This window comes from Paraburkholderia monticola (assembly GCF_001580545.1).
GTDB lineage: Bacteria > Pseudomonadota > Gammaproteobacteria > Burkholderiales > Burkholderiaceae > Paraburkholderia > Paraburkholderia monticola.
In genome coordinates this window covers 110,982-128,897 of the sequence record NZ_LRBG01000002.1, presented here as the reverse complement: position 1 = coordinate 128,897, position 17,916 = coordinate 110,982, and the positions used below count along the sequence as shown (strand labels likewise).

Here is a 17,916-nt window from a genome sequence, read left to right as displayed (position 1 = left end):
GTCGATTCGGGCGATGCCCGGACAGTGTGCGCCGAGTCGCTATAATTTGGCCATGTCCGAATTCTCCGAAACGCCGGCCGGCACCGCCGCCACCGCCGCACTCTCCGACACCTCCAGCGCGGCGCCCGCGCCGCGTCCGTTGCGCGCGATCCAGCCGCTCCCCGATCAACTGATCAGCCAGATCGCTGCGGGCGAAGTGGTCGAGCGGCCGGCGTCGGTGGTCAAGGAACTGCTCGAGAATGCGCTCGACGCGGGCGCGCAGACGCTACGCATCCTGCTCGACGAAGGCGGCGTCAAACGCATCTCGATCACCGACGACGGCTGCGGCATCCCGGAGAACGAACTCGTGCTCGCACTGACGCGCCACGCGACCAGCAAGATCCGCTCGCTCGCCGAGCTCGAAGCGGTCGCGACGCTCGGGTTCCGCGGCGAGGCGCTGGCGTCGATCGCGTCGGTCGCGCAGATGAGCATCACGAGCCGCACCGCCGACGTGCCGCACGCAGTGCGCATCGATGCGGAAACCGGCGTGCTGAGCCCCGCGGCCGGCACGCAAGGCACCACGATCGAAGTCCGCGAGCTGTACTTCAACACGCCCGCGCGCCGCAAATTCCTGAAGAGCGAACAGACCGAACTCGGCCACTGCCTCGAACAGATCCGTCGCGCCGCGCTGGCGCGGCCGGACGTCGCGATTTCGGTGCTGCACAACGGCAAGGCCGTCGAGCACTGGAACGCGAGCGAGCCGCCCGCGCGCGTCGCGAAGATTCTCGGCGAGACGTTCGCAACCGCCCATCTGCCGCTCGACGAGTCCGCCGGTCCGCTCGCGATCTACGGCTGCGCCGGTCTGCCGACCGCGAGCCGCGGCCGTGCCGACCAGCAATATTTCTTCGTCAACGGCCGCTTCGTGCGCGACAAGCTGCTCACGCACGCGGTGCGCGCCGCCTATGAAGACGTGCTGCACGGTGAACGCTATCCGTCGTACGTGCTGTTTCTCGATCTGCCGCCCGAAGGCGTCGACGTGAACGTGCATCCTTCGAAAATCGAAGTGCGTTTCCGCGACTCGCGCTCGATCCACCAGTTCGTGTTCCATGCGGTGCAGCGTGCGCTCGCGCGGCACGCGGGCGCGTCGCCGGAAACCACGGCGGGCGGGCATGCGGCGCATCTGGAGCCGTCGGCCGGCGGGCCGGCATCGTTTGGTTCGACCCCGCTGGGCGGGGCAAGTAGTGAAAGCGCCGACAACCGCGTTGGCGCGGGCGCCGGTCTTTCAAGCGGCGCGGGAAGCCGCGACGGCTTTGGCGGCGGCAGCGGCTTCGGCAGCTTCGGCGCCTCGCAGCCGGGCAACACGTGGATGCGCCAGGCGCGCATGACGCAAGGCACGCTGCCGGTCGCGCAGCCGCTCGCGGGTTATGACGCGCTGTTCGGCCGCAAGGATCCGCTTGCCGGTCGAGTCGAAGGCGCATCGCTGTTCGAAGCGCGCGACTCGGCGGGCGACACGACGTCCCCGTACGACGCAACGCCGTTCGCGTCGCGCCCCACGTCCCCCGCATTCGATGCCACCGACGACCAGCCACTCGGCTTCGCGCTCGGCCAGGTCCACGGCATCTACGTGCTCGCGCAGAACCGTCACGGTCTCGTGATCGTCGACATGCATGCCGCGCACGAGCGCATCCTGTACGAGCAGTTCAAGAACGCGCTCGCCGATCGCACGATCGCCGTGCAGCCGCTGCTGATTCCGCAGACCATGCAGGCCGACCCGGTGGAAATCGGCACGGTCGAGGAAGAGCGCGACACGCTCGATGCGCTCGGCTTCGACCTCGCGGTGCTCTCGCCGACCACGCTCGCGATCCGCGCGGTGCCCGCGCTGCTGAAGGATGCCGATCTGCAAGCGCTCGCGCGCGCGGTGCTGTCCGACCTGCACGCGTTCGGCGGCTCGCGCGTGCTGACCGAGCGTCAGCACGAACTGCTCGGCACGCTCGCGTGCCATCACGCGGTGCGCGCGAACAGGCGTCTGACGCTCGACGAAATGAACGCGCTGTTGCGCCAGATGGAAGCGACCGAGCGTGCCGACCAGTGCAACCACGGGCGTCCGACCTGGTATCAGCTGACGCTGGCCGATCTCGATCGACTGTTCATGCGCGGGCAGTAACGCGCCGCGTTGGATCACACCGTTGCGCTGCGCGCCCGCTTGCCCATGACGTCACGCCCTACCCCTACCCCGATCCCATGTCTGCTCGGCCCGACCGCGTCCGGTAAGACCGCCGCCGCGCTCGCGCTCGCCACGCGGCGGCCGATCGAAATCATCAGCGTCGATTCGGCGCTCGTCTATCGCGAGATGGACATCGGCACCGCCAAGCCGACGGCGGAAGAACGCGCGGTCGCGCCGCATCATCTGATCGATATCGTCGATCCGGCGGATTCGTACTCGGCCGCCCAGTTTCACGACGACACGCTGCGGCTGGTTGGCGAAATTCACGCGCGCGGGCGACTGCCGCTGCTGGTCGGCGGCACGATGCTGTACTACAAGGCGCTCACTCAAGGACTCAACGACCTGCCCGGCGCCGACGCCGAGGTCCGTGCCTCGCTCGATGCCGACGCCGCCCGCGACGGCTGGCCGGCGCTGCACGAGCGGCTCGCCGCGATCGATCCGCTCACGGCCGCGCGTCTCGCGCCGAACGACTCGCAGCGCATCCAGCGCGCACTCGAAGTCTTCATGCTGAGCGGCCAGCCGATGTCGACGCTGCTCGCCGCACCCGCGCGCCTCGACGATGCCGCGTCGGCGTGGCGCTTCGTGCCGGTCGCGCTGGAGCCGTCCGAGCGCGGCGTGCTGCACGCGCGCATCGAGCAGCGCTTCGACGCGATGCTTGCGCATGGATTCGTCGATGAAGTCGTGAAGCTGCGCGCGCGCGGCGATCTGCTGCCCGAGATGTCGTCGATGCGCTGTGTCGGATATCGGCAGGTGTGGGAATACCTCGATGGCGCGACCGACTATCGGACCATGCGCGACAAGGGCATCTTCGCGACGCGACAGCTGTGCAAGCGCCAGCTCACATGGCTGCGTAGCATGCCGGAAAGACAGGTGGTGGATTGCTGCGATCCGCACGCGACGGCGCGGGTGGTGGAGTTGATCGAGACGCTGGTTTGACGCGCCGATCGGGATGAGGGAGTGGGGATTCGAAGCCCGCGCGGCGCACCATTGCGGCACGCCACGCGAACCTTCGTCGATCTTTAGACCACGACCGTCTGCGCTTCGCCGGCCGCGCTCTCGCGGACCGTGCCGATCTTCCAGACCTGCTCGCCCGCCGCCGACAGCAGACCGATCGCTGCTTCGGCATCCGCTGCCGACACGATCACCGCCATACCGATACCGCAGTTGAACACGCGGTGCATTTCGGCATCGGCGACGCCGCCGTGCTTCTGCAACCACGAGAACAGCGGCGGCAGCGGCCACGCGCTTTGATCGAGCTCGGCCGTCAGACCCTCGCGCAGCACGCGCGGGATGTTCTCGACGAGGCCGCCGCCCGTGATGTGCGCCATGCCCTTGACCTCGATCTGCTGCATCAGCGCGAGCAGCGGCTTCACGTAGATGCGCGTCGGCGCCATCAGCGCGTCGGCGAGCGAGCGGCCGTCGAAGTCGGCGTTCAGATCGGGATTGGCGCGCTCGATGATCTTGCGCACCAGCGAGAAGCCGTTCGAATGGATACCGCTCGATGCGAGGCCGAGCACCACGTCGCCGGGAGCGATCTTGCTGCCGTCGATGATCTTGCTCTTTTCCACCGCGCCGACCGCGAAACCGGCCAGGTCGTACTCGCCGTCCGGGTACATGCCCGGCATTTCCGCGGTTTCGCCGCCGATCAGCGCGCAACCCGACAGCTCGCAGCCTTGCGCAATGCCCTTCACGACGGTCGCCGCCGTGCCGACGTCGAGCTTGCCGCAGGCGAAATAGTCGAGGAAGAACAGCGGTTCGGCACCCTGCACGAGGATGTCGTTGACACTCATCGCGACCAGATCCTGGCCGACCGTGTCGTGCTTGTTCAGCTGGAACGCGAGACGCAGCTTGGTGCCGACGCCGTCGGTGCCGGACACGAGCACCGGCTCCTTGTACTTCTTCGGCACCTCGAACAGCGCGCCGAATCCACCGATGCCGCCCAGCACGCCGTCGCGCAGGGTTTTCTTGGCAAAGGGCTTGATGGCATCGACGAGGGCGTCACCTGCATCGATGTCCACGCCGGCGTCGCGATACGACAAACCTTGAGCGTCAGGAGCGGATTTCGGTTGATTCATGGGGAAGAGCAAGAAGGTCGGTAAAATGCGATTTTACCCGATGCTGGCCGCCTGGCTGGAATTCGCGCGTTCCGACGAGATCCGGGAAACGACTTTGCAACACGAGACCCCGATTCCGGCGCCGCCGGCCGCACAATTCAGTCCACCGCGCTTCGCAGCGCACGGCCTGGCAACCCGGCGAGCACGCTTTACGACAACTAACCGCCTGGCAACGATCCAGGCGCCCGAGGTCCCGGCCACTCGCGGCCTGAGCCTCATTTTCGGCATTAACCTACTGTGCTTCGTCAACTGACGCTCGATCTCGGCACCCCGCCGCCATCGACATTCGACAATTTCTTCGCCGGCGCGAACGCCGAGCTGGTCACGCGCCTGCGTGAGCTCGACGACGCGCTCGCCTGCGGACCGGTCGCCGATCGCACCTTTTACGTCTGGGGCGAGGCCGGCAGCGGCCGCACGCACCTGCTGCAGGCGCTCGTGCACGAGGCGCCGCCAGGGCATGCGCGTTTCGCCGGTCCGCAAAGCAGCCTCGCCGCCTTCGGCTTCGATCCGCGCGTCGCGCTCTATGCGATCGACGATTGCGACGCGCTGTCGGCCGCGCAGCAGATCGCCGTGTTCAACCTGTTCAACGAAGTGCGCGCGCATCCGACCAGCGCGCTCGTCGCCGCGGGCAACGCGCCGCCGATCGGCATGACCGTGCGCGAAGATCTGCGCACGCGCCTCGGCTGGGGTCTCGTGTTTCACCTCGCGCCGCTGCCGGACGACGCGAAGGCCGCGGTGCTCAAACGCGCGGCGCGCGAGCGCGGCATCATGCTTGCCGACGACGTGCCGGCCTACCTGCTCACGCACTTTCGCCGCGACATGCCGAGCCTGATGGCGCTGCTCGACGCGCTCGACCGCTTCTCGCTCGAACAGAAGCGCGCGGTCACGTTGCCGTTGTTGCGCACGATGCTCGCATCGCCCGATCCTGCCACCGCGCCGGGTTCACACGCCGCTCTTCCCGCTTCAAGTAAAATAGGCCCCCATGGCTAACCTTGCACTCTTCGATCTCGATCACACGCTCATTCCCACCGACAGCGACCACGAATGGGGCCGCTTCATGGTGAAAAAAGGCATGGTCGACGCCGAAAATTTCGCCCGTGAAAACGACCGCTTCTACGCCGACTACAAGGCCGGCAAGCTCGACATTCACGCCTACCTGATCGCCATGCTGACGCCGCTCGCGAAGTACACGCGCGCGCAGCTCGCCGACTTTCACGCGCAATACATGCACGAGGTCATCACGCCGGCCATCCAGCCGGTCGCGCTCGAACTCGTGCAGCAGCACCGCGAAGCGGGCGACCTGTGCTGCGTCGTCACGGCCACCAACGAATTCATCACGCGGCCGATCGCGCAGGCGTTCGGCGTCGACACGCTGATCGCGTGCGAGGCGGAGACCGTCGGCGGCGAGCCGCACGGCGCCTACACCGGCCGCCCGACCGGCACGCCGAGCTACAAGGAAGGCAAGATCGTGCGCACCGAAATGTGGCTCGCGTCGCTCGGCAAGAGCTGGAGCGACTTCGAGCACAGCTATTTCTATAGCGATTCGCACAACGACATCCCGCTGCTCGAAAAAGTCACCGATCCCATCGCGACCAATCCGGACGACACGTTGCGCGCCCATGCGCAGGCCAAAGGCTGGCGCATCCTCGAACTCTTCCAACCCTCGTGATCAAGAAACTCATCCGCAAGCTATTCGGCCAGGACGCGGCGACCGCTGACGACACGCTCTCCGCCGAAACTCAAGCCGACAGCAACGCCAACGACGAACCGCCGACGCGCGGCAAATCCGCTACCGGCACGGCCGCGCGGCCGCGCCGCAAGTCCGCCGCTGCCGCCGCCAAAGCGCCGCCCGAGCCGGACGTCCCGGTCATCATTCCGCACGACGTGCACGGCATCGACCCCACACTGATCTCGCGCAACGCGATCCGCGTGACCGAGGGCCTGCAACAGGCGGGCTACCGCGCGTTTATCGTCGGCGGCGCGGTGCGCGACCTGCTGCTCGGCATCAAGCCGAAAGACTTCGACGTCGCGACCGACGCGACGCCCGAACAGGTGCAGAAACTGTTCCGGCGCGCGCGCATCATCGGCCGGCGCTTCCAGATCGTGCACGTGCAGTTCGGCCAGGAAATCATCGAGACCTCGACGTTCCGCGCCCTGGTCGATCCACCCGCGGCCGACGCGCCGCTGCCGAAGCGTCTGAAGCGCGACGAGCTCGACCGCCGCACTCATGCGGTCGACGCGAGCGGCCGCGTGCTGCGCGACAACGTGTGGGGCGAACAGCACGAGGACGCCACGCGCCGCGATTTCACGATCAACGCGATGTACTACGATCCGGCCACGGAAACCGTGCTGGACTATCACAACGGCATGGCCGACATGCGCGCGCGCCTGTTGCGCATGATCGGCGACCCGGCCACGCGCTATCGCGAGGATCCGGTGCGCATGCTGCGGGTCGTGCGTTTCGCCGCCAAGCTCGACTTCGATATCGACGTCGCCACGCGCGCGCCGATCGAAAAGATGGCCGACCTGATCAACAACGTCCCCGCCGCGCGTCTGTTCGATGAAATGCTGAAGCTGATGCTGTCGGGTCACGCGCTCGGGTGCCTGAAGCGGCTGCGCCAGGAAGGCCTGCATCACGGTCTGCTGCCGCTGCTCGACGTCGTGCTCGAGCAGCCGACCGGCGAAAAATTCATTTCGCTCGCACTCTCCAATACCGACGCCCGCGTACTCGCCGGCAAGCCGGTGTCGCCGGGCTTCCTGTTCGCGACGCTGTTGTGGCACGACGTGCAGCAGCGCTGGCAAAAATTCGAGGCCGAAGGCGAATATCCGGTGCCCGCGCTGCATCGCGCGATGGACGAAGTGCTCGACACGCAGACCGAAAAGCTCGCGATCCACAAGCGCTTCTCGGCCGACATGCGCGAGATCTGGGGCCTGCAATTGCGGCTCGAAAAACGCTCGGGCCGCAGCGCGCTGAAGTTGCTCGAACACCAAAGATTTAGAGCGGGGTATGATTTCCTCCTGTTGCGCTGCGCATCGGGCGAACTCGACGAGTCGGTCGGTGCGTGGTGGACGGAGTTCATCGAAGGAGACGTCGCTGCGCGCGAGGCATTGCTCACGCAAGGCGGGAAGGACCGGAGCCCTAGAAAACGACGGCGGCGCGGTGGCGCCAGAAACCGCAAATCAGGTGACGGAGTGGAGGGCGGCTCGTCCGCCGAACGCACGGACAACGACGCGAGCCCTGAAGGCGCGCACGAAGACTGACGCGGCGTTCGCGGAACAAAGCCGTCAAACGATAGTTGCAGGAAGTTATGCCATGACGGTTGCTTATCTTGGCCTCGGCGCGAATCTCGGGGACGCGCGCCAGACCCTGAAAGACGCGGTGGTGTGCCTCGCCCAACAGCACACCATCACCGTGCTCGCCAAATCGAGCCTGTATCGTACTGCCCCGATCGACGCGGGCGGCGACGACTATTTCAATTGCGTCGTGAAGCTGGAAACGACGCTCCCCGTGCGGCATCTGCTCGCGCTGTGCCACAAGATCGAGCATCAGTTCGGCCGTGAGCGGCCGTTCCGCAATGCGCCGCGCACGCTCGATCTCGACATCCTGCTGTACGGCGATCAGTCGATCGACGAAGCCGATCTGATCGTGCCGCATCCACGCCTCGTCGAGCGCGCGTTTGTGCTGGTGCCGCTCGTCGAGATCGACGCGGCGATCGTCATTCCCCGACACGGCCAGGCCGCCGCGCTGCTCGACAGCGTCAGCGACCAGCGCATCGAGAAGGTGAAGTCGCCCTGCCAGTGTCCGATGCTCAATGCGCTGAGCGGCGATTCCGCCGACAAAGGCCGCTGCGAATGAGTTCGCCGCCGCTCACGGTCACCGCGCCGCAACTGCACCCGCCGTTCGGCTATATCGCGATCGAAGGGCCGATCGGCGTCGGCAAGACATCGCTCGCACGGCGCCTCGCGCAACGCTGGTCGATGCACGAACTATTCGAGCAGGCGCAGGACAATCCGTTTCTCGAACGCTTCTATCGCGACACCGCGCGCTATGCGCTGCCGGTGCAGTTGCACTTCGCGTTGCAACGCGCGCAGCAGGCGCAGCAAGTGAGCGCCGCGCAGGCAAGCGGCACGCCGCTGATCGCCGACTTCATCACCCAGCGAAACGACATCTTCGCCCGTCTGACCTTGCAGGAGGACGAGTGGCAGTTGTATCGCGCGCTGGCTCCAAGGCTCGAGGTCAGCGCGCCGGAGCCGGACTTCGTCGTGTATCTGCAGGCGAGCCCCGAGGTGCTGTTCGCGCGCATCCAGAAGCGCGCGGTGCCGATGGAGCTGCAGATTTCCGATGCATATCTGCGCGCACTGTGCGACGCGTACAACGAATTCTTCTACCACTATGACCGCACGCCCGTGCTGACGGTCAACGCCGAACATCTGAATCCGCTCGACTCCGACGCGGACCTTGCGCTACTGACCGAACGCATCGAGACGATGCGCGGCCGCAAGGAATTCTTTGTCAAAGGCACGTCGCTGTAAGCGGCGCGGCCATTCTCTTTTCTCACTGGATTGACCATGACTTATTTGCAGGAAGCGAGCCGGAGCGCGATCACCGTGCCGAAACTGCAGGCAATGCGCGAGGCCGGCGACAAGATCGCGATGCTCACCTGTTACGACGCGAGCTTCGCCGCGCTGCTCGATCGCGCGAGCGTCGACGTGCTGCTGATCGGCGACTCGCTCGGCAACGTGCTGCAAGGTCAGGCGACCACGCTGCCGGTATCGCTGGCCGATATCGCGTATCACACGGCGAGCGTCGCGCGCGCGCGGCCGGCGGCACTGATCGTCGCGGACCTGCCGTTCGGCACCTACGGCACGCGCGAAGACGCGTTCAGGAGTTCGGTCGAACTGATGCGCGCGGGCGCGCAGATGGTCAAGCTCGAAGGCGGCGAGTGGCTCGCGGACACGGTGCGGTTTCTGGTCGAGCGGTCGATTCCCGTGTGCGCGCACGTCGGTCTCACGCCGCAGTCGGTGCATGCGTTCGGCGGCTTCAAGGTGCAGGGCAAGACCGAAGCGGGCGCGAGTCAGCTGCTGCGCGATTCGCTCGCAGTGCAGGAAGCCGGCGCGCAATTGATCGTGATGGAAGCGATCCCGTCGCAACTCGCGGGCGAGGTCACGAAACAACTGCGCATTCCGACGATCGGCATCGGCGCGGGCGTCGACTGCTCGGGCCAGGTGCTCGTGCTGCACGACATGCTCGGGATTTTCCCCGGCAAGCGGCCGCGCTTCGTGAAAGATTTCATGCAGGGGCAGCCGAACATCCAGGCAGCCGTCGAGGCGTATGTGCGGGCCGTGAAAGACGGCACGTTTCCGGGCGCCGAGCACACGTTCTGATACTTCTTTGCCGCGCGCGCGGCATTCCGGCTTCAACGCTCTAACGAACGACCCGTGCCGGAACCGCGCCGCGCAACGCGTTGCACACGAGCAACGCTTCCGCGTTCAGCACATCGGCCTGCGTCAGCACCCTTTCACCGGCCTGCAGGCCCGACGCCTCATCGAGCAGCACGCTTCGCATCACGCCAGGCAGCACGCCTGACGCGAGCGGCGGCGTCCACCACTGTCCCCCGAGCTTCACGAATACGTTCGAGCGGCCGCCTTCGGTCAGCTCGCCCCGTTCGTTGAAGAACAGCGTGTCGAAGGCGCCCTTCGCTTCGGCTTCGCGCCAGCCGCGGTCGTAGTCGGCGCGGCGCGTGGTCTTGTGGCGCAGCAGCGGATCGGCGGCACTGGTCGGCGCGAACTGCGCTTCGGAGCCGAGCAGAACACCAACGGTCGCCTCCGCCAACGGCGTGAGTACCGCTGTCGTGATCTGTGTCGCGCCGCTCTTGCTCAATGCGAGCCGCATGCGATGCGGCGTGCGCGCAGGCAGCGCCGCGCACTGCGCGGCGATCTCTTCACGAATGCGACCCTCGTCGAACCCGAAACCGAGCACCACGGCGCTCGACGACAAACGCTGCAGATGTCGCTCGATATGCCGCACACCATCTTCCCGTGTCGCGTGCATCGTTTCGAACAGGTCGAAGCCCGGCTCGGCGCCAGTGAGAAAGCGTGCTTTCAATCGACACTCCTCGTGCTCGTCGGCGGCCACGCTGTCGAGCACGATGCCCGCACCGATGCCCATGCTGCCGCGCAGACCGCCCGTGCCGCCGGCTTGCCCCGACGCGCTCAACGTCAGCGTGCGGATCGCGACAGAAAGGCAGAAGTCGCCGCAATCGCGATCATCGCCCGGCGCATCGAGCCAGCCGATCGCGCCGGTATAAAGCCCGCGCGGCGTGCTTTCAAGCTCGTCGATCAGCTGCATCGTGCGATGCTTCGGCGCACCGGTAATCGAGCCGCACGGAAACAACGCGCGCAGAATCGTCGCGAACGAGGTGCCGCCGAGCAAGGTCGCCTCGACCGTCGACGTCATCTGCCACACCGACGCATACGGCTCGACCGAAAACAGCGCGGGCACGTTGACCGACCCGATCCGCGCGACCCGCGACAGGTCGTTGCGCAACAGATCGACGATCATCACGTTCTCGGCGCGGTTCTTCGGATCGTTGGCAAGGAATTCGGCGTTGCCCCGGTCGGTGACGGGATCTTCCGAGCGCGGCGCGGTGCCCTTCATCGGCCGCGCGCGCAACGTCGCGCCGTGCTTCTCGACGAACAACTCGGGCGAACACGACAGCACCCACGCGTCGTCCGGCAATGCGATCAGCGCGCCGAACGACACCGGCTGACGCGCGCGCAAACGCCGATAGAACGCGAGCGGCGAGCCGAACACGTCGAAGCCGAGCCGGTAGGTGTAGTTGACCTGATAGGAATCGCCCGCGCGCAGGGCGGCGTGAACCGCCTCGATCGCCGCGTCGAACTCCTCGCGGTCAACGCTTTCGCAGACGTTCGCCGTGCCCGCGACCGAGGGCTCCGGCGCGCCGTTGTCGCGTGTCATCAGCCAGGCGTCGACCTCGTCGCGCGAGAGCTTCGCGCAGCGCTCGAACAATAAAAAACGCAGCGTGGCATTGCCACGCTGCGTTTCAGTGGGCCGAAGCGCATCGATACCGACGAGCGCACGGCCAAATTCATAGTCGGCCAGCACGACGCCGTGCAAACCGTTGCGGGTATCCGCCGCGACGCTGTCGCACACGGCGTCGAGCTGGGCCGCCTCAGTGCAGACCCGCTCGCGCACGAATCCCGTGTACAAGCGGCTCGACGGACGCGCCGCCGTTGCACCGCAATCGTCGAGCAGCGCGAACACCGCGCCGCGCCTGTCCACCGTCATGCTGACCGCCAATTCAGATCAATCGAAAAAGCTCTTCACGCGATCGAACCAGCTCTTGCTTTGCGGACTATGCCGCGCACCGCCTTCCACGAGCGCCTTTTCGAACTGCTTGAGCAGATCGCGCTGCCCATCGGTCAGCTTGACCGGCGTTTCGACCTGCACGTGCACGTACAGATCACCGGCGATGCTCGAGCGCAGCCCCTTGATGCCCTTGCCGCGCAACCGGAACGTCTTGCCCGACTGCGTGCCTTCCGGCACCGTGAAGCTCGCGCGGCCGGCGAGCGTCGGTACCTCGATATCGCCGCCGAGCGCCGCGGTGGTGAACGGGATCGGCATCTGGCAATGCAGATCGTCGCCGTCGCGCTCGAACACCGAGTGCTGCTTGATATGAATCTCGACGTACAGATCGCCCGACGGCCCGCCGTTGATGCCCGGCTCGCCGTTGCCGGCCGAGCGGATGCGCATGCCGTCGTCGATACCAGCCGGAATCTTCACTTCGAGCGTCTTGGTTTCCTTCACCTTGCCCGCGCCGTGGCAGTGATTGCACGGGTCGGGGATGTAGGTGCCGGTGCCGTGGCACTTCGGGCAAGTCTGCTGGATACTGAAGAAGCCCTGCGACATGCGCACCGAACCCGAGCCGCTACAGGTCGGGCAGGTTTCCGGCTTGGTCCCGGGCTTTGCGCCCGAGCCGTGACAGACTTCGCACGAAACCCAGCTCGGCACGCGAATCTGCGTGTCGTAGCCGTGCGCGGCCTGCTCGAGCGTAATTTCCATGCTGTAGCGCAGATCGGCACCGCGATACACCTGCGGACCCGCGCGGCCACCGCCGCGTGCAGCACCGCCGGCCGCCTGGCCGAAGATGTCGCCGAAGATGTCGCCAAACGCATCGGCAAAGCCGCCGAAACCCTGAGCGCCAGCTCCACCCATGTTCGGATCGACGCCCGCGTGACCGTACTGATCGTACGCGGCACGCTTTTGCGAATCCGACAGCATTTCATAGGCTTCCTTCACCTCCTTGAAATGCTCTTCCGCATCCTTGTTGCCCGGATTGCGGTCGGGGTGGTGCTTCATCGCGAGCTTGCGATAAGCCTTCTTGATTTCGTCGTCGCTCGCGTTCTTTGCGACGCCCAGAACCTCGTAGTAATCCCGTTTCGCCATATCGGTTCAACGCCGCCGCGCAAAGCGACGCGGTAGCTCCTTGTGAATGCTGTGGAGTCTCACGACTCGTCCGGCCGCTGTCTGCGCCGCGCTTGCCCACGGTTCAAAACAACGCCCTCCATAAAACGAACGTGCCCGGAGAGCCCAAAGGGCTCACCAGGCGCGAAAACCGCTCTTGCACTTCGGGCGTCCCAAGGACGCCCTTCTCGTGCAGCCGGGCCGTGCACATCGCTGCGCACGGCTTTACGGTCGGATGCCGACCTGGCTTTAGTCTTTCTTGACTTCCTTGAACTCAGCGTCGACCACGTCGTCGGCCTGCTGGCTCGCGCCCGCCGATGCACCGGCACCACCCGCCGCGCCCGCTGCCGCTTCGGCACCTTGCGCAGCCTGCATATCGGCGTACATCTTCTCGCCCATCTTCTGCGAGGCCGTGGCCACCGCTTCGATCTTCGCTTCGATCGCAGCCTTGTCGCTCGCGCTGCTCTTCAGCGCCTCTTCGAGGTCCTTCAACGCGGCCTCGATCTTGTCCTTCTCGCCGGCTTCGAGCTTGTCGCCGTACTCGGTCAGCGCCTTCTTCGTGCTGTGGACGAGCGCGTCACCCTGGTTGCGGGCGTCGGCCAGCTCACGCAGCTTGTGATCTTCTTCCGCGTTCGCTTCGGCGTCCTTCACCATCTTCTCGATTTCGGCTTCGGACAGACCCGAGTTCGCCTTGATCGTGATGCGGTTTTCCTTGCCGGTCGCCTTGTCCTTCGCGCCGACGTGCAGAATGCCGTTCGCGTCGATGTCGAAGCTCACTTCGATCTGCGGCACGCCGCGCGGTGCCGGCGGAATGCCTTCGAGGTTGAACTCGCCGAGCAGCTTGTTGCCCGCTGCCATTTCGCGTTCGCCCTGGAACACCTTGATCGTCACGGCGCTCTGATTGTCGTCAGCCGTCGAGTAGACCTGCGCGTGCTTGGTCGGGATCGTGGTGTTCTTGTTGATCATCTTCGTCATCACGCCGCCGAGCGTTTCGATGCCGAGCGACAGCGGGGTCACGTCGAGCAGCAGCACGTCCTTGCGGTCGCCCGACAGAACCTGGCCCTGGATCGCGGCACCGACGGCCACGGCTTCGTCCGGGTTCACGTCACGGCGCGGGTCCTTGCCGAAGAACTCCTTCACCTTTTCCTGCACCTTCGGCATACGGGTCATACCGCCGACCAGGATCACGTCGTCGATTTCGCCGACCTTCACGCCTGCGTCCTTGATGGCCACGCGGCACGGCTCGATCGTACGTGCGATCAGTTCTTCAACCAGCGCTTCGAGCTTCGCACGCGTAATTTTCAGGTTCAGGTGCTTCGGACCCGATGCGTCGGCCGTGATGTACGGCAGGTTGATTTCGGTCTGCTGGCTCGACGACAGCTCGATCTTGGCCTTTTCAGCCGATTCCTTCAGGCGCTGTAGCGCGAGCACGTCCTTCGACAGATCGACGCCCTGCTCCTTCTTGAACTCGCCGATGATGTAATCGATGATGCGCTGGTCGAAGTCTTCACCGCCGAGGAACGTATCGCCGTTCGTGGACAGCACTTCGAACTGCATTTCACCGTCGACGTCCGCGATTTCGATGATCGAGATGTCGAACGTGCCGCCGCCGAGGTCGAACACGGCGATCTTGCGGTCGCCCTTTTCAGCCTTGTCCAGCCCGAATGCCAATGCGGCCGCGGTCGGTTCGTTGATGATCCGCTTGACTTCCAGACCGGCGATGCGGCCTGCATCCTTGGTGGCCTGACGCTGGCTGTCGTTGAAGTACGCGGGCACCGTGATCACGGCTTCCGTGACGGTCTCGCCGAGGTAGTCCTCAGCGGTCTTCTTCATCTTGCGCAGCACTTCGGCGGAGATCTGCGGCGGCGCGAGCTTCTGGTCGCGCACTTCGATCCATGCGTCACCGTTGTCGGCCTTCATGATCTTGTAGGGCATCAGGCCGATGTCCTTCTGCACTTCCTTCTCTTCGAAGCGGCGGCCGATCAGGCGCTTGACCGCGAACAGCGTGTTGCGCGGGTTCGTGACCGACTGACGCTTCGCAGGCGCGCCAACGAGGATCTCGTTGTCTTCCATGTACGCGATGATCGACGGCGTGGTGCGCGCGCCTTCCGAGTTCTCGATCACCTTGACCGAGTTGCCTTCCATGATCGCCACGCACGAGTTGGTCGTGCCGAGGTCGATGCCGATGATTTTGCCCATTTTTACAAATCTCCTGACTTTGATCGCTGCGGAAAGCGCCCGGTTGGCCCATCTGGCGGCGGGACGATCCGCTCTCAATTCATACCTGCACTCAAAATAAGTGCGGCCACATCGTTTTCAAGACCTCTTTTGCGATGCGGTCTTTAATTTTTTTCAATCATGGGGCGGGCTCCTGAATCTTCGCTGCGAGCCCGCTCCGTCAGCCTGCATGGCGCCCCGGCGCGGCGCGCCGGAAGTGCCTGAATCGACTGGATTTTTTGCGACACGAAGCAACGTTGCAGGCGCGAGGGAGCAAACGCCCGAGCAGCGCCTCGCCGTGCTTACTTCGGCGCCGCGACGGTCACGAGCGCGGGACGCAGCACCCGATCCGCGATCACGAAACCCTTTTGCAGCACCGCGACGACGGTATTCGGCTCCTGGTCGGCCGGCACCATCGAAATGGCCTGATGGCGATGCGGGTCGAACTTTTCGCCGACCGGATTGATGGCCACGACCCGGCCCTTCTCGAGCGCGCCGCTCAACTGACGCAGCGTCAGCTCGACGCCTTCGCGGACCTTCTGCAGGTCGTCGGACGAATGGGCAACGGCCGCCTCGAGACTGTCGACCACCGGCAGCAGATGCTCGGCGAAGCTCTCGATCGCAAACTTGTGCGCCTTGGCGACGTCTTCCTGAGCGCGACGGCGCACGTTTTCGGTTTCGGCCTTCGCGCGCAGGAAGCTTTCCTGCAAATCGGCGATCTTCGCCTGAGCGTCGGCCAGCGCCTGCTCGCCGGCAGCCTGGGCCGGTTCAGTGGTGGCGCCGGTGTCCTGCTGCTGAGCAGCGGCCCCAGCGGCCTCGGCGGCCTGGCGCGCGGCTTCGTCGGCGGGCGTGGGATTCTGGCTCGTCGGGTTCTCTTGCGTGTTTTCCATGTCGCTGAAAGTCGTAAAAAAGTAAAAGCCAAAGGCGGTGAAAGCCGCTTCGACGCGCGGCGATCCGTGCGTTGCCAGATCGCGACACGCGTCTTCGCGCCGAGCCGCCAGTCCGGACCCCAGATGGGGCCTGAAAAAGCCGTTTCAAGCGGCTCAGCGGGTTTTTTCGCACCACCGGTGTGCAGGCGAAACGCGCCGTAACAACCATTATCCTGGCGCAATCAGATAGGGATTGAGTGCGGCTCGCAACTGACCTATTCTCCAGTCATGGAGCGGAAACGCCACGTTAACCCTAATTTAACGTAAGCCTTACCGAAGCCTGACAGTTGTACCGATAGCCTGTCTCAGCCCACCACCTTCCCAAGGGGAGTACCGTGAAACTGACCTTTGCAATCGGGGTGGTCGCACTGGTACTGATCGCGGGCACCACGACCATCTGCATGTCCGGTGCGGTCAACGACCACACCACCGAGTACGGCGGCGTTCACGCCACGATGGAGCAGTTTTTCAATCCCCACCTGAAAATCTGTCGATAGTGCGCCGGTCGCGTTTGGTCGGTCGCCCGTGCAGCGCGGCGGCCGGCTCGTGGTACACCTTGCGCCGCTCCTGCTCGACCCGCCGCTTCGCCTTGCTCTCCTCGGTTTCCACATAAAGCGTCTGCGCGACGCTCGCCGGGCCACGTACGTCGCACACGCCCAGCACTTCCACCTGCCACACGAACCGCTCGATCTCGATTTCGACGAGATCGCCGACACGCACGTCCTTCGCCGGCTTCACGGCCGCGCCGCCGATGCGCACGCGCCCCTTCTCGACCGCGTCCGCCGCCAGCGACCGCGTCTTGAAAAAGCGGGCGGCCCACAGCCATTTATCGATGCGCAGCTTCGCGCCCGGTTCGGTTGAGATGCGGTAGTTCATCTGCGTATTCAAGCTCCCGTGGTGTGCGGCACAGGCGCCGCCTGCACCGGCCAGCCCTGCAGGTTCTGCGCGACGATTTCGCCGAGCGCGGCAACCCAGGGTTGCGACGCGTTCAGACAGGCGATCCGGTGAAACTCCTTGCCTCCCGCCTGCAGAAATTCGCCGCGCACTTCCATGCCGATTTCCTCGATCGTTTCGAGGCAGTCGGCGGTGAAGCCCGGACAAAACACGTCAGCACGTCGCACGCCTGCCGCGCCGAGTTCCTTCAGCGTCGGTGCCGTGTAGGGTTGCAGCCATTCGGCCTTGCCAAAGCGCGACTGGAACGTGATGCGGCATTCCACCGGCGTGAGATCGAGCGCCTGCATCAGCAGCGCGCCGGTCTGCTGGCATTGCTCGTGGTACGGATCGCCCAGGTCGAGGGTGCGCTTGGGCACCCCGTGGAAACTGAGCACGAGCTTGTCGCCTGCCGCGAAGTCGGGGCGGCCATGCAGATGCCAGTAGTGATGCACCTGCGCGGCGAGCGCCGCGATATACGCCGGGTGATCGGCGTATTGACGCACCGTGCGAATCTCCGGCTGATTGCGCATGCGCTTGAGCGCGGAAAAGGCTTCGTCGAAAGCGGTTGCGGTGGTCGACGACGAATACTGCGGATACATCGGCATCAGCAGCACGCGCTCGGCGCCCGCGAGCTTCAGCTGATTGAGCATCGCCGGAATGCCGGGTGTGCCATAGCGCATCGCGTAGTCGACCAGCACCGTGTAGTCGTTCAGTTGCAACAGGTGGCGCAACCCCTCCACCTGCTTTTCGGTATGCACGCGCAGCGGCGAGCCCTCCGGCATCCAGACCGCCGCATACTTCTTCGCGGAGCTGCGGCTGCGAATCGGCAGGATCAGCAGACGCAAAATGAGCTGCCACAGCAACGCTGGAATTTCGACTACGCGCGGGTCGGACAGGAACTGCGCGAGATAGCGGGACACCGCGCGCGGCGTCGGCGCGTCGGGCGTGCCGAGATTGATCAGCAACACGGCGACGCGATGCGACGCAGCGTTCTGTGAAGGCCGCTCGAGATCGAAGCGCATAGGCAGCAGAATT

At 65.3% G+C, this 17,916-nt stretch carries 17 protein-coding genes; 10 read left to right on the top strand and 7 right to left on the bottom strand.

The window, feature by feature from the left end; genetic code table 11:
* Nucleotides 1–52 precede the first annotated feature (52 nt).
* Nucleotides 53–2,143, top strand: coding sequence for a DNA mismatch repair endonuclease MutL (gene mutL / locus CI15_RS02670; protein WP_062124111.1), 2,091 nt, complete (start codon nucleotides 53–55; stop codon nucleotides 2,141–2,143).
* A 45-nt stretch (nucleotides 2,144–2,188) separates the two neighbouring features.
* On the top strand, nucleotides 2,189–3,139 hold the full coding sequence (gene miaA, locus CI15_RS02665; protein ID WP_062124304.1) for a tRNA (adenosine(37)-N6)-dimethylallyltransferase MiaA: 951 nt from the start codon (nucleotides 2,189–2,191) through the stop codon (nucleotides 3,137–3,139).
* A gap of 83 nt (nucleotides 3,140–3,222) precedes the next feature.
* Here the strand turns inward: miaA and purM are convergent, their stop codons facing one another.
* The gene (purM, locus tag CI15_RS02660) at nucleotides 3,223–4,278 is read right to left on the bottom strand and encodes a phosphoribosylformylglycinamidine cyclo-ligase (RefSeq protein ID WP_062124109.1); all 1,056 of its coding nucleotides are present in this window, start codon (nucleotides 4,276–4,278) and stop codon (nucleotides 3,223–3,225) included.
* On the opposite strand from purM, the gene CI15_RS02655 reads away from it, so the two are divergent.
* Genes CI15_RS02655 through panB form a run of 7 tightly spaced genes read left to right on the top strand, consistent with a single transcriptional unit; the run spans nucleotide 4,277 to nucleotide 9,702 of the window.
* Complete coding sequence (locus CI15_RS02655) at nucleotides 4,277–4,570, top strand: hypothetical protein (protein ID WP_062124107.1); 294 nt, start codon at nucleotides 4,277–4,279, stop codon at nucleotides 4,568–4,570. The genes purM and CI15_RS02655 overlap by 2 nt on opposite strands.
* Nucleotides 4,555–5,307 (top strand): DnaA regulatory inactivator Hda, encoded by a 753-nt coding sequence (gene hda, locus CI15_RS02650; RefSeq protein WP_062124105.1) that lies wholly within the window; start codon nucleotides 4,555–4,557, stop codon nucleotides 5,305–5,307. Before CI15_RS02655 ends, hda begins: the two co-directional genes overlap by 16 nt.
* Nucleotides 5,300–5,986 (top strand): histidinol-phosphatase, encoded by a 687-nt coding sequence (locus CI15_RS02645; protein WP_062124104.1) that lies wholly within the window; start codon nucleotides 5,300–5,302, stop codon nucleotides 5,984–5,986. Before hda ends, CI15_RS02645 begins: the two co-directional genes overlap by 8 nt.
* A complete protein-coding gene (pcnB, locus tag CI15_RS02640) occupies nucleotides 5,983–7,578 on the top strand; it encodes a polynucleotide adenylyltransferase PcnB (protein WP_062124102.1) in 1,596 nt (531 codons plus the stop codon). The genes CI15_RS02645 and pcnB overlap by 4 nt, the downstream gene beginning before the upstream one ends.
* A 52-nt stretch (nucleotides 7,579–7,630) precedes the next feature.
* Nucleotides 7,631–8,173, top strand: a complete 543-nt coding sequence (gene folK / locus CI15_RS02635) for a 2-amino-4-hydroxy-6-hydroxymethyldihydropteridine diphosphokinase (RefSeq protein ID WP_062124100.1) — start codon at nucleotides 7,631–7,633, stop codon at nucleotides 8,171–8,173.
* Nucleotides 8,170–8,850, top strand: coding sequence for a deoxynucleoside kinase (locus CI15_RS02630; protein ID WP_062124097.1), 681 nt, complete (start codon nucleotides 8,170–8,172; stop codon nucleotides 8,848–8,850). Before folK ends, CI15_RS02630 begins: the two co-directional genes overlap by 4 nt.
* Nucleotides 8,851–8,886: 36 nt before the next feature.
* On the top strand, nucleotides 8,887–9,702 hold the full coding sequence (gene panB, locus CI15_RS02625) for a 3-methyl-2-oxobutanoate hydroxymethyltransferase (protein ID WP_062124095.1): 816 nt from the start codon (nucleotides 8,887–8,889) through the stop codon (nucleotides 9,700–9,702).
* A 40-nt stretch (nucleotides 9,703–9,742) separates the two neighbouring features.
* Here the strand turns inward: panB and pabB are convergent, their stop codons facing one another.
* From pabB to grpE, 4 genes are all read right to left on the bottom strand, one after another.
* Nucleotides 9,743–11,626 (bottom strand): aminodeoxychorismate synthase component I, encoded by a 1,884-nt coding sequence (pabB, locus tag CI15_RS02620; protein WP_062124302.1) that lies wholly within the window; start codon nucleotides 11,624–11,626, stop codon nucleotides 9,743–9,745.
* 18 nt (nucleotides 11,627–11,644) lie between these two features.
* Complete coding sequence (gene dnaJ, locus CI15_RS02615) at nucleotides 11,645–12,784, bottom strand: molecular chaperone DnaJ (RefSeq protein WP_062124093.1); 1,140 nt, start codon at nucleotides 12,782–12,784, stop codon at nucleotides 11,645–11,647.
* Between the two features lie 267 nt (nucleotides 12,785–13,051).
* Complete coding sequence (gene dnaK / locus CI15_RS02610; protein ID WP_062124091.1) at nucleotides 13,052–15,001, bottom strand: molecular chaperone DnaK; 1,950 nt, start codon at nucleotides 14,999–15,001, stop codon at nucleotides 13,052–13,054.
* A gap of 320 nt (nucleotides 15,002–15,321) precedes the next feature.
* The gene (grpE, locus tag CI15_RS02605; protein WP_062124088.1) at nucleotides 15,322–15,909 is read right to left on the bottom strand and encodes a nucleotide exchange factor GrpE; all 588 of its coding nucleotides are present in this window, start codon (nucleotides 15,907–15,909) and stop codon (nucleotides 15,322–15,324) included.
* A gap of 374 nt (nucleotides 15,910–16,283) precedes the next feature.
* Here grpE and CI15_RS37220 point away from each other — a divergent pair, with 374 nt between their 5' ends.
* Nucleotides 16,284–16,445, top strand: coding sequence for a hypothetical protein (locus CI15_RS37220; RefSeq protein WP_162842037.1), 162 nt, complete (start codon nucleotides 16,284–16,286; stop codon nucleotides 16,443–16,445).
* On the opposite strand, the gene CI15_RS02600 is transcribed toward CI15_RS37220, so the two are convergent.
* Nucleotides 16,417–16,824, bottom strand: a complete 408-nt coding sequence (locus tag CI15_RS02600) for an RNA-binding S4 domain-containing protein (protein ID WP_062124086.1) — start codon at nucleotides 16,822–16,824, stop codon at nucleotides 16,417–16,419. The genes CI15_RS37220 and CI15_RS02600 overlap by 29 nt on opposite strands.
* Nucleotides 16,825–16,832: 8 nt before the next feature.
* Complete coding sequence (gene hemH / locus CI15_RS02595; RefSeq protein ID WP_062124085.1) at nucleotides 16,833–17,903, bottom strand: ferrochelatase; 1,071 nt, start codon at nucleotides 17,901–17,903, stop codon at nucleotides 16,833–16,835.
* Between the last annotated feature and the right edge of the window lie 13 nt (nucleotides 17,904–17,916).

Coding starts and splice junctions, on each gene's coding strand:
- dnaJ (WP_062124093.1), bottom strand. CDS start 12,784: ATGGCGAAACGGGATTACTACGAGGTTCTGGGCGTCGCAAAGAACGCG.
- mutL (WP_062124111.1), top strand. CDS start 53: ATGTCCGAATTCTCCGAAACGCCGGCCGGCACCGCCGCCACCGCCGCA.
- CI15_RS02630 (WP_062124097.1), top strand. CDS start 8,170: ATGAGTTCGCCGCCGCTCACGGTCACCGCGCCGCAACTGCACCCGCCG.
- CI15_RS02645 (WP_062124104.1), top strand. CDS start 5,300: ATGGCTAACCTTGCACTCTTCGATCTCGATCACACGCTCATTCCCACC.
- miaA (WP_062124304.1), top strand. CDS start 2,189: ATGACGTCACGCCCTACCCCTACCCCGATCCCATGTCTGCTCGGCCCG.
- dnaK (WP_062124091.1), bottom strand. CDS start 15,001: ATGGGCAAAATCATCGGCATCGACCTCGGCACGACCAACTCGTGCGTG.
- hemH (WP_062124085.1), bottom strand. CDS start 17,903: ATGCGCTTCGATCTCGAGCGGCCTTCACAGAACGCTGCGTCGCATCGC.
- grpE (WP_062124088.1), bottom strand. CDS start 15,909: ATGGAAAACACGCAAGAGAACCCGACGAGCCAGAATCCCACGCCCGCC.
- panB (WP_062124095.1), top strand. CDS start 8,887: ATGACTTATTTGCAGGAAGCGAGCCGGAGCGCGATCACCGTGCCGAAA.
- CI15_RS02600 (WP_062124086.1), bottom strand. CDS start 16,824: ATGAACTACCGCATCTCAACCGAACCGGGCGCGAAGCTGCGCATCGAT.
- pabB (WP_062124302.1), bottom strand. CDS start 11,626: ATGACGGTGGACAGGCGCGGCGCGGTGTTCGCGCTGCTCGACGATTGC.
- purM (WP_062124109.1), bottom strand. CDS start 4,278: ATGAATCAACCGAAATCCGCTCCTGACGCTCAAGGTTTGTCGTATCGC.
- CI15_RS02655 (WP_062124107.1), top strand. CDS start 4,277: ATGGGGAAGAGCAAGAAGGTCGGTAAAATGCGATTTTACCCGATGCTG.
- folK (WP_062124100.1), top strand. CDS start 7,631: ATGACGGTTGCTTATCTTGGCCTCGGCGCGAATCTCGGGGACGCGCGC.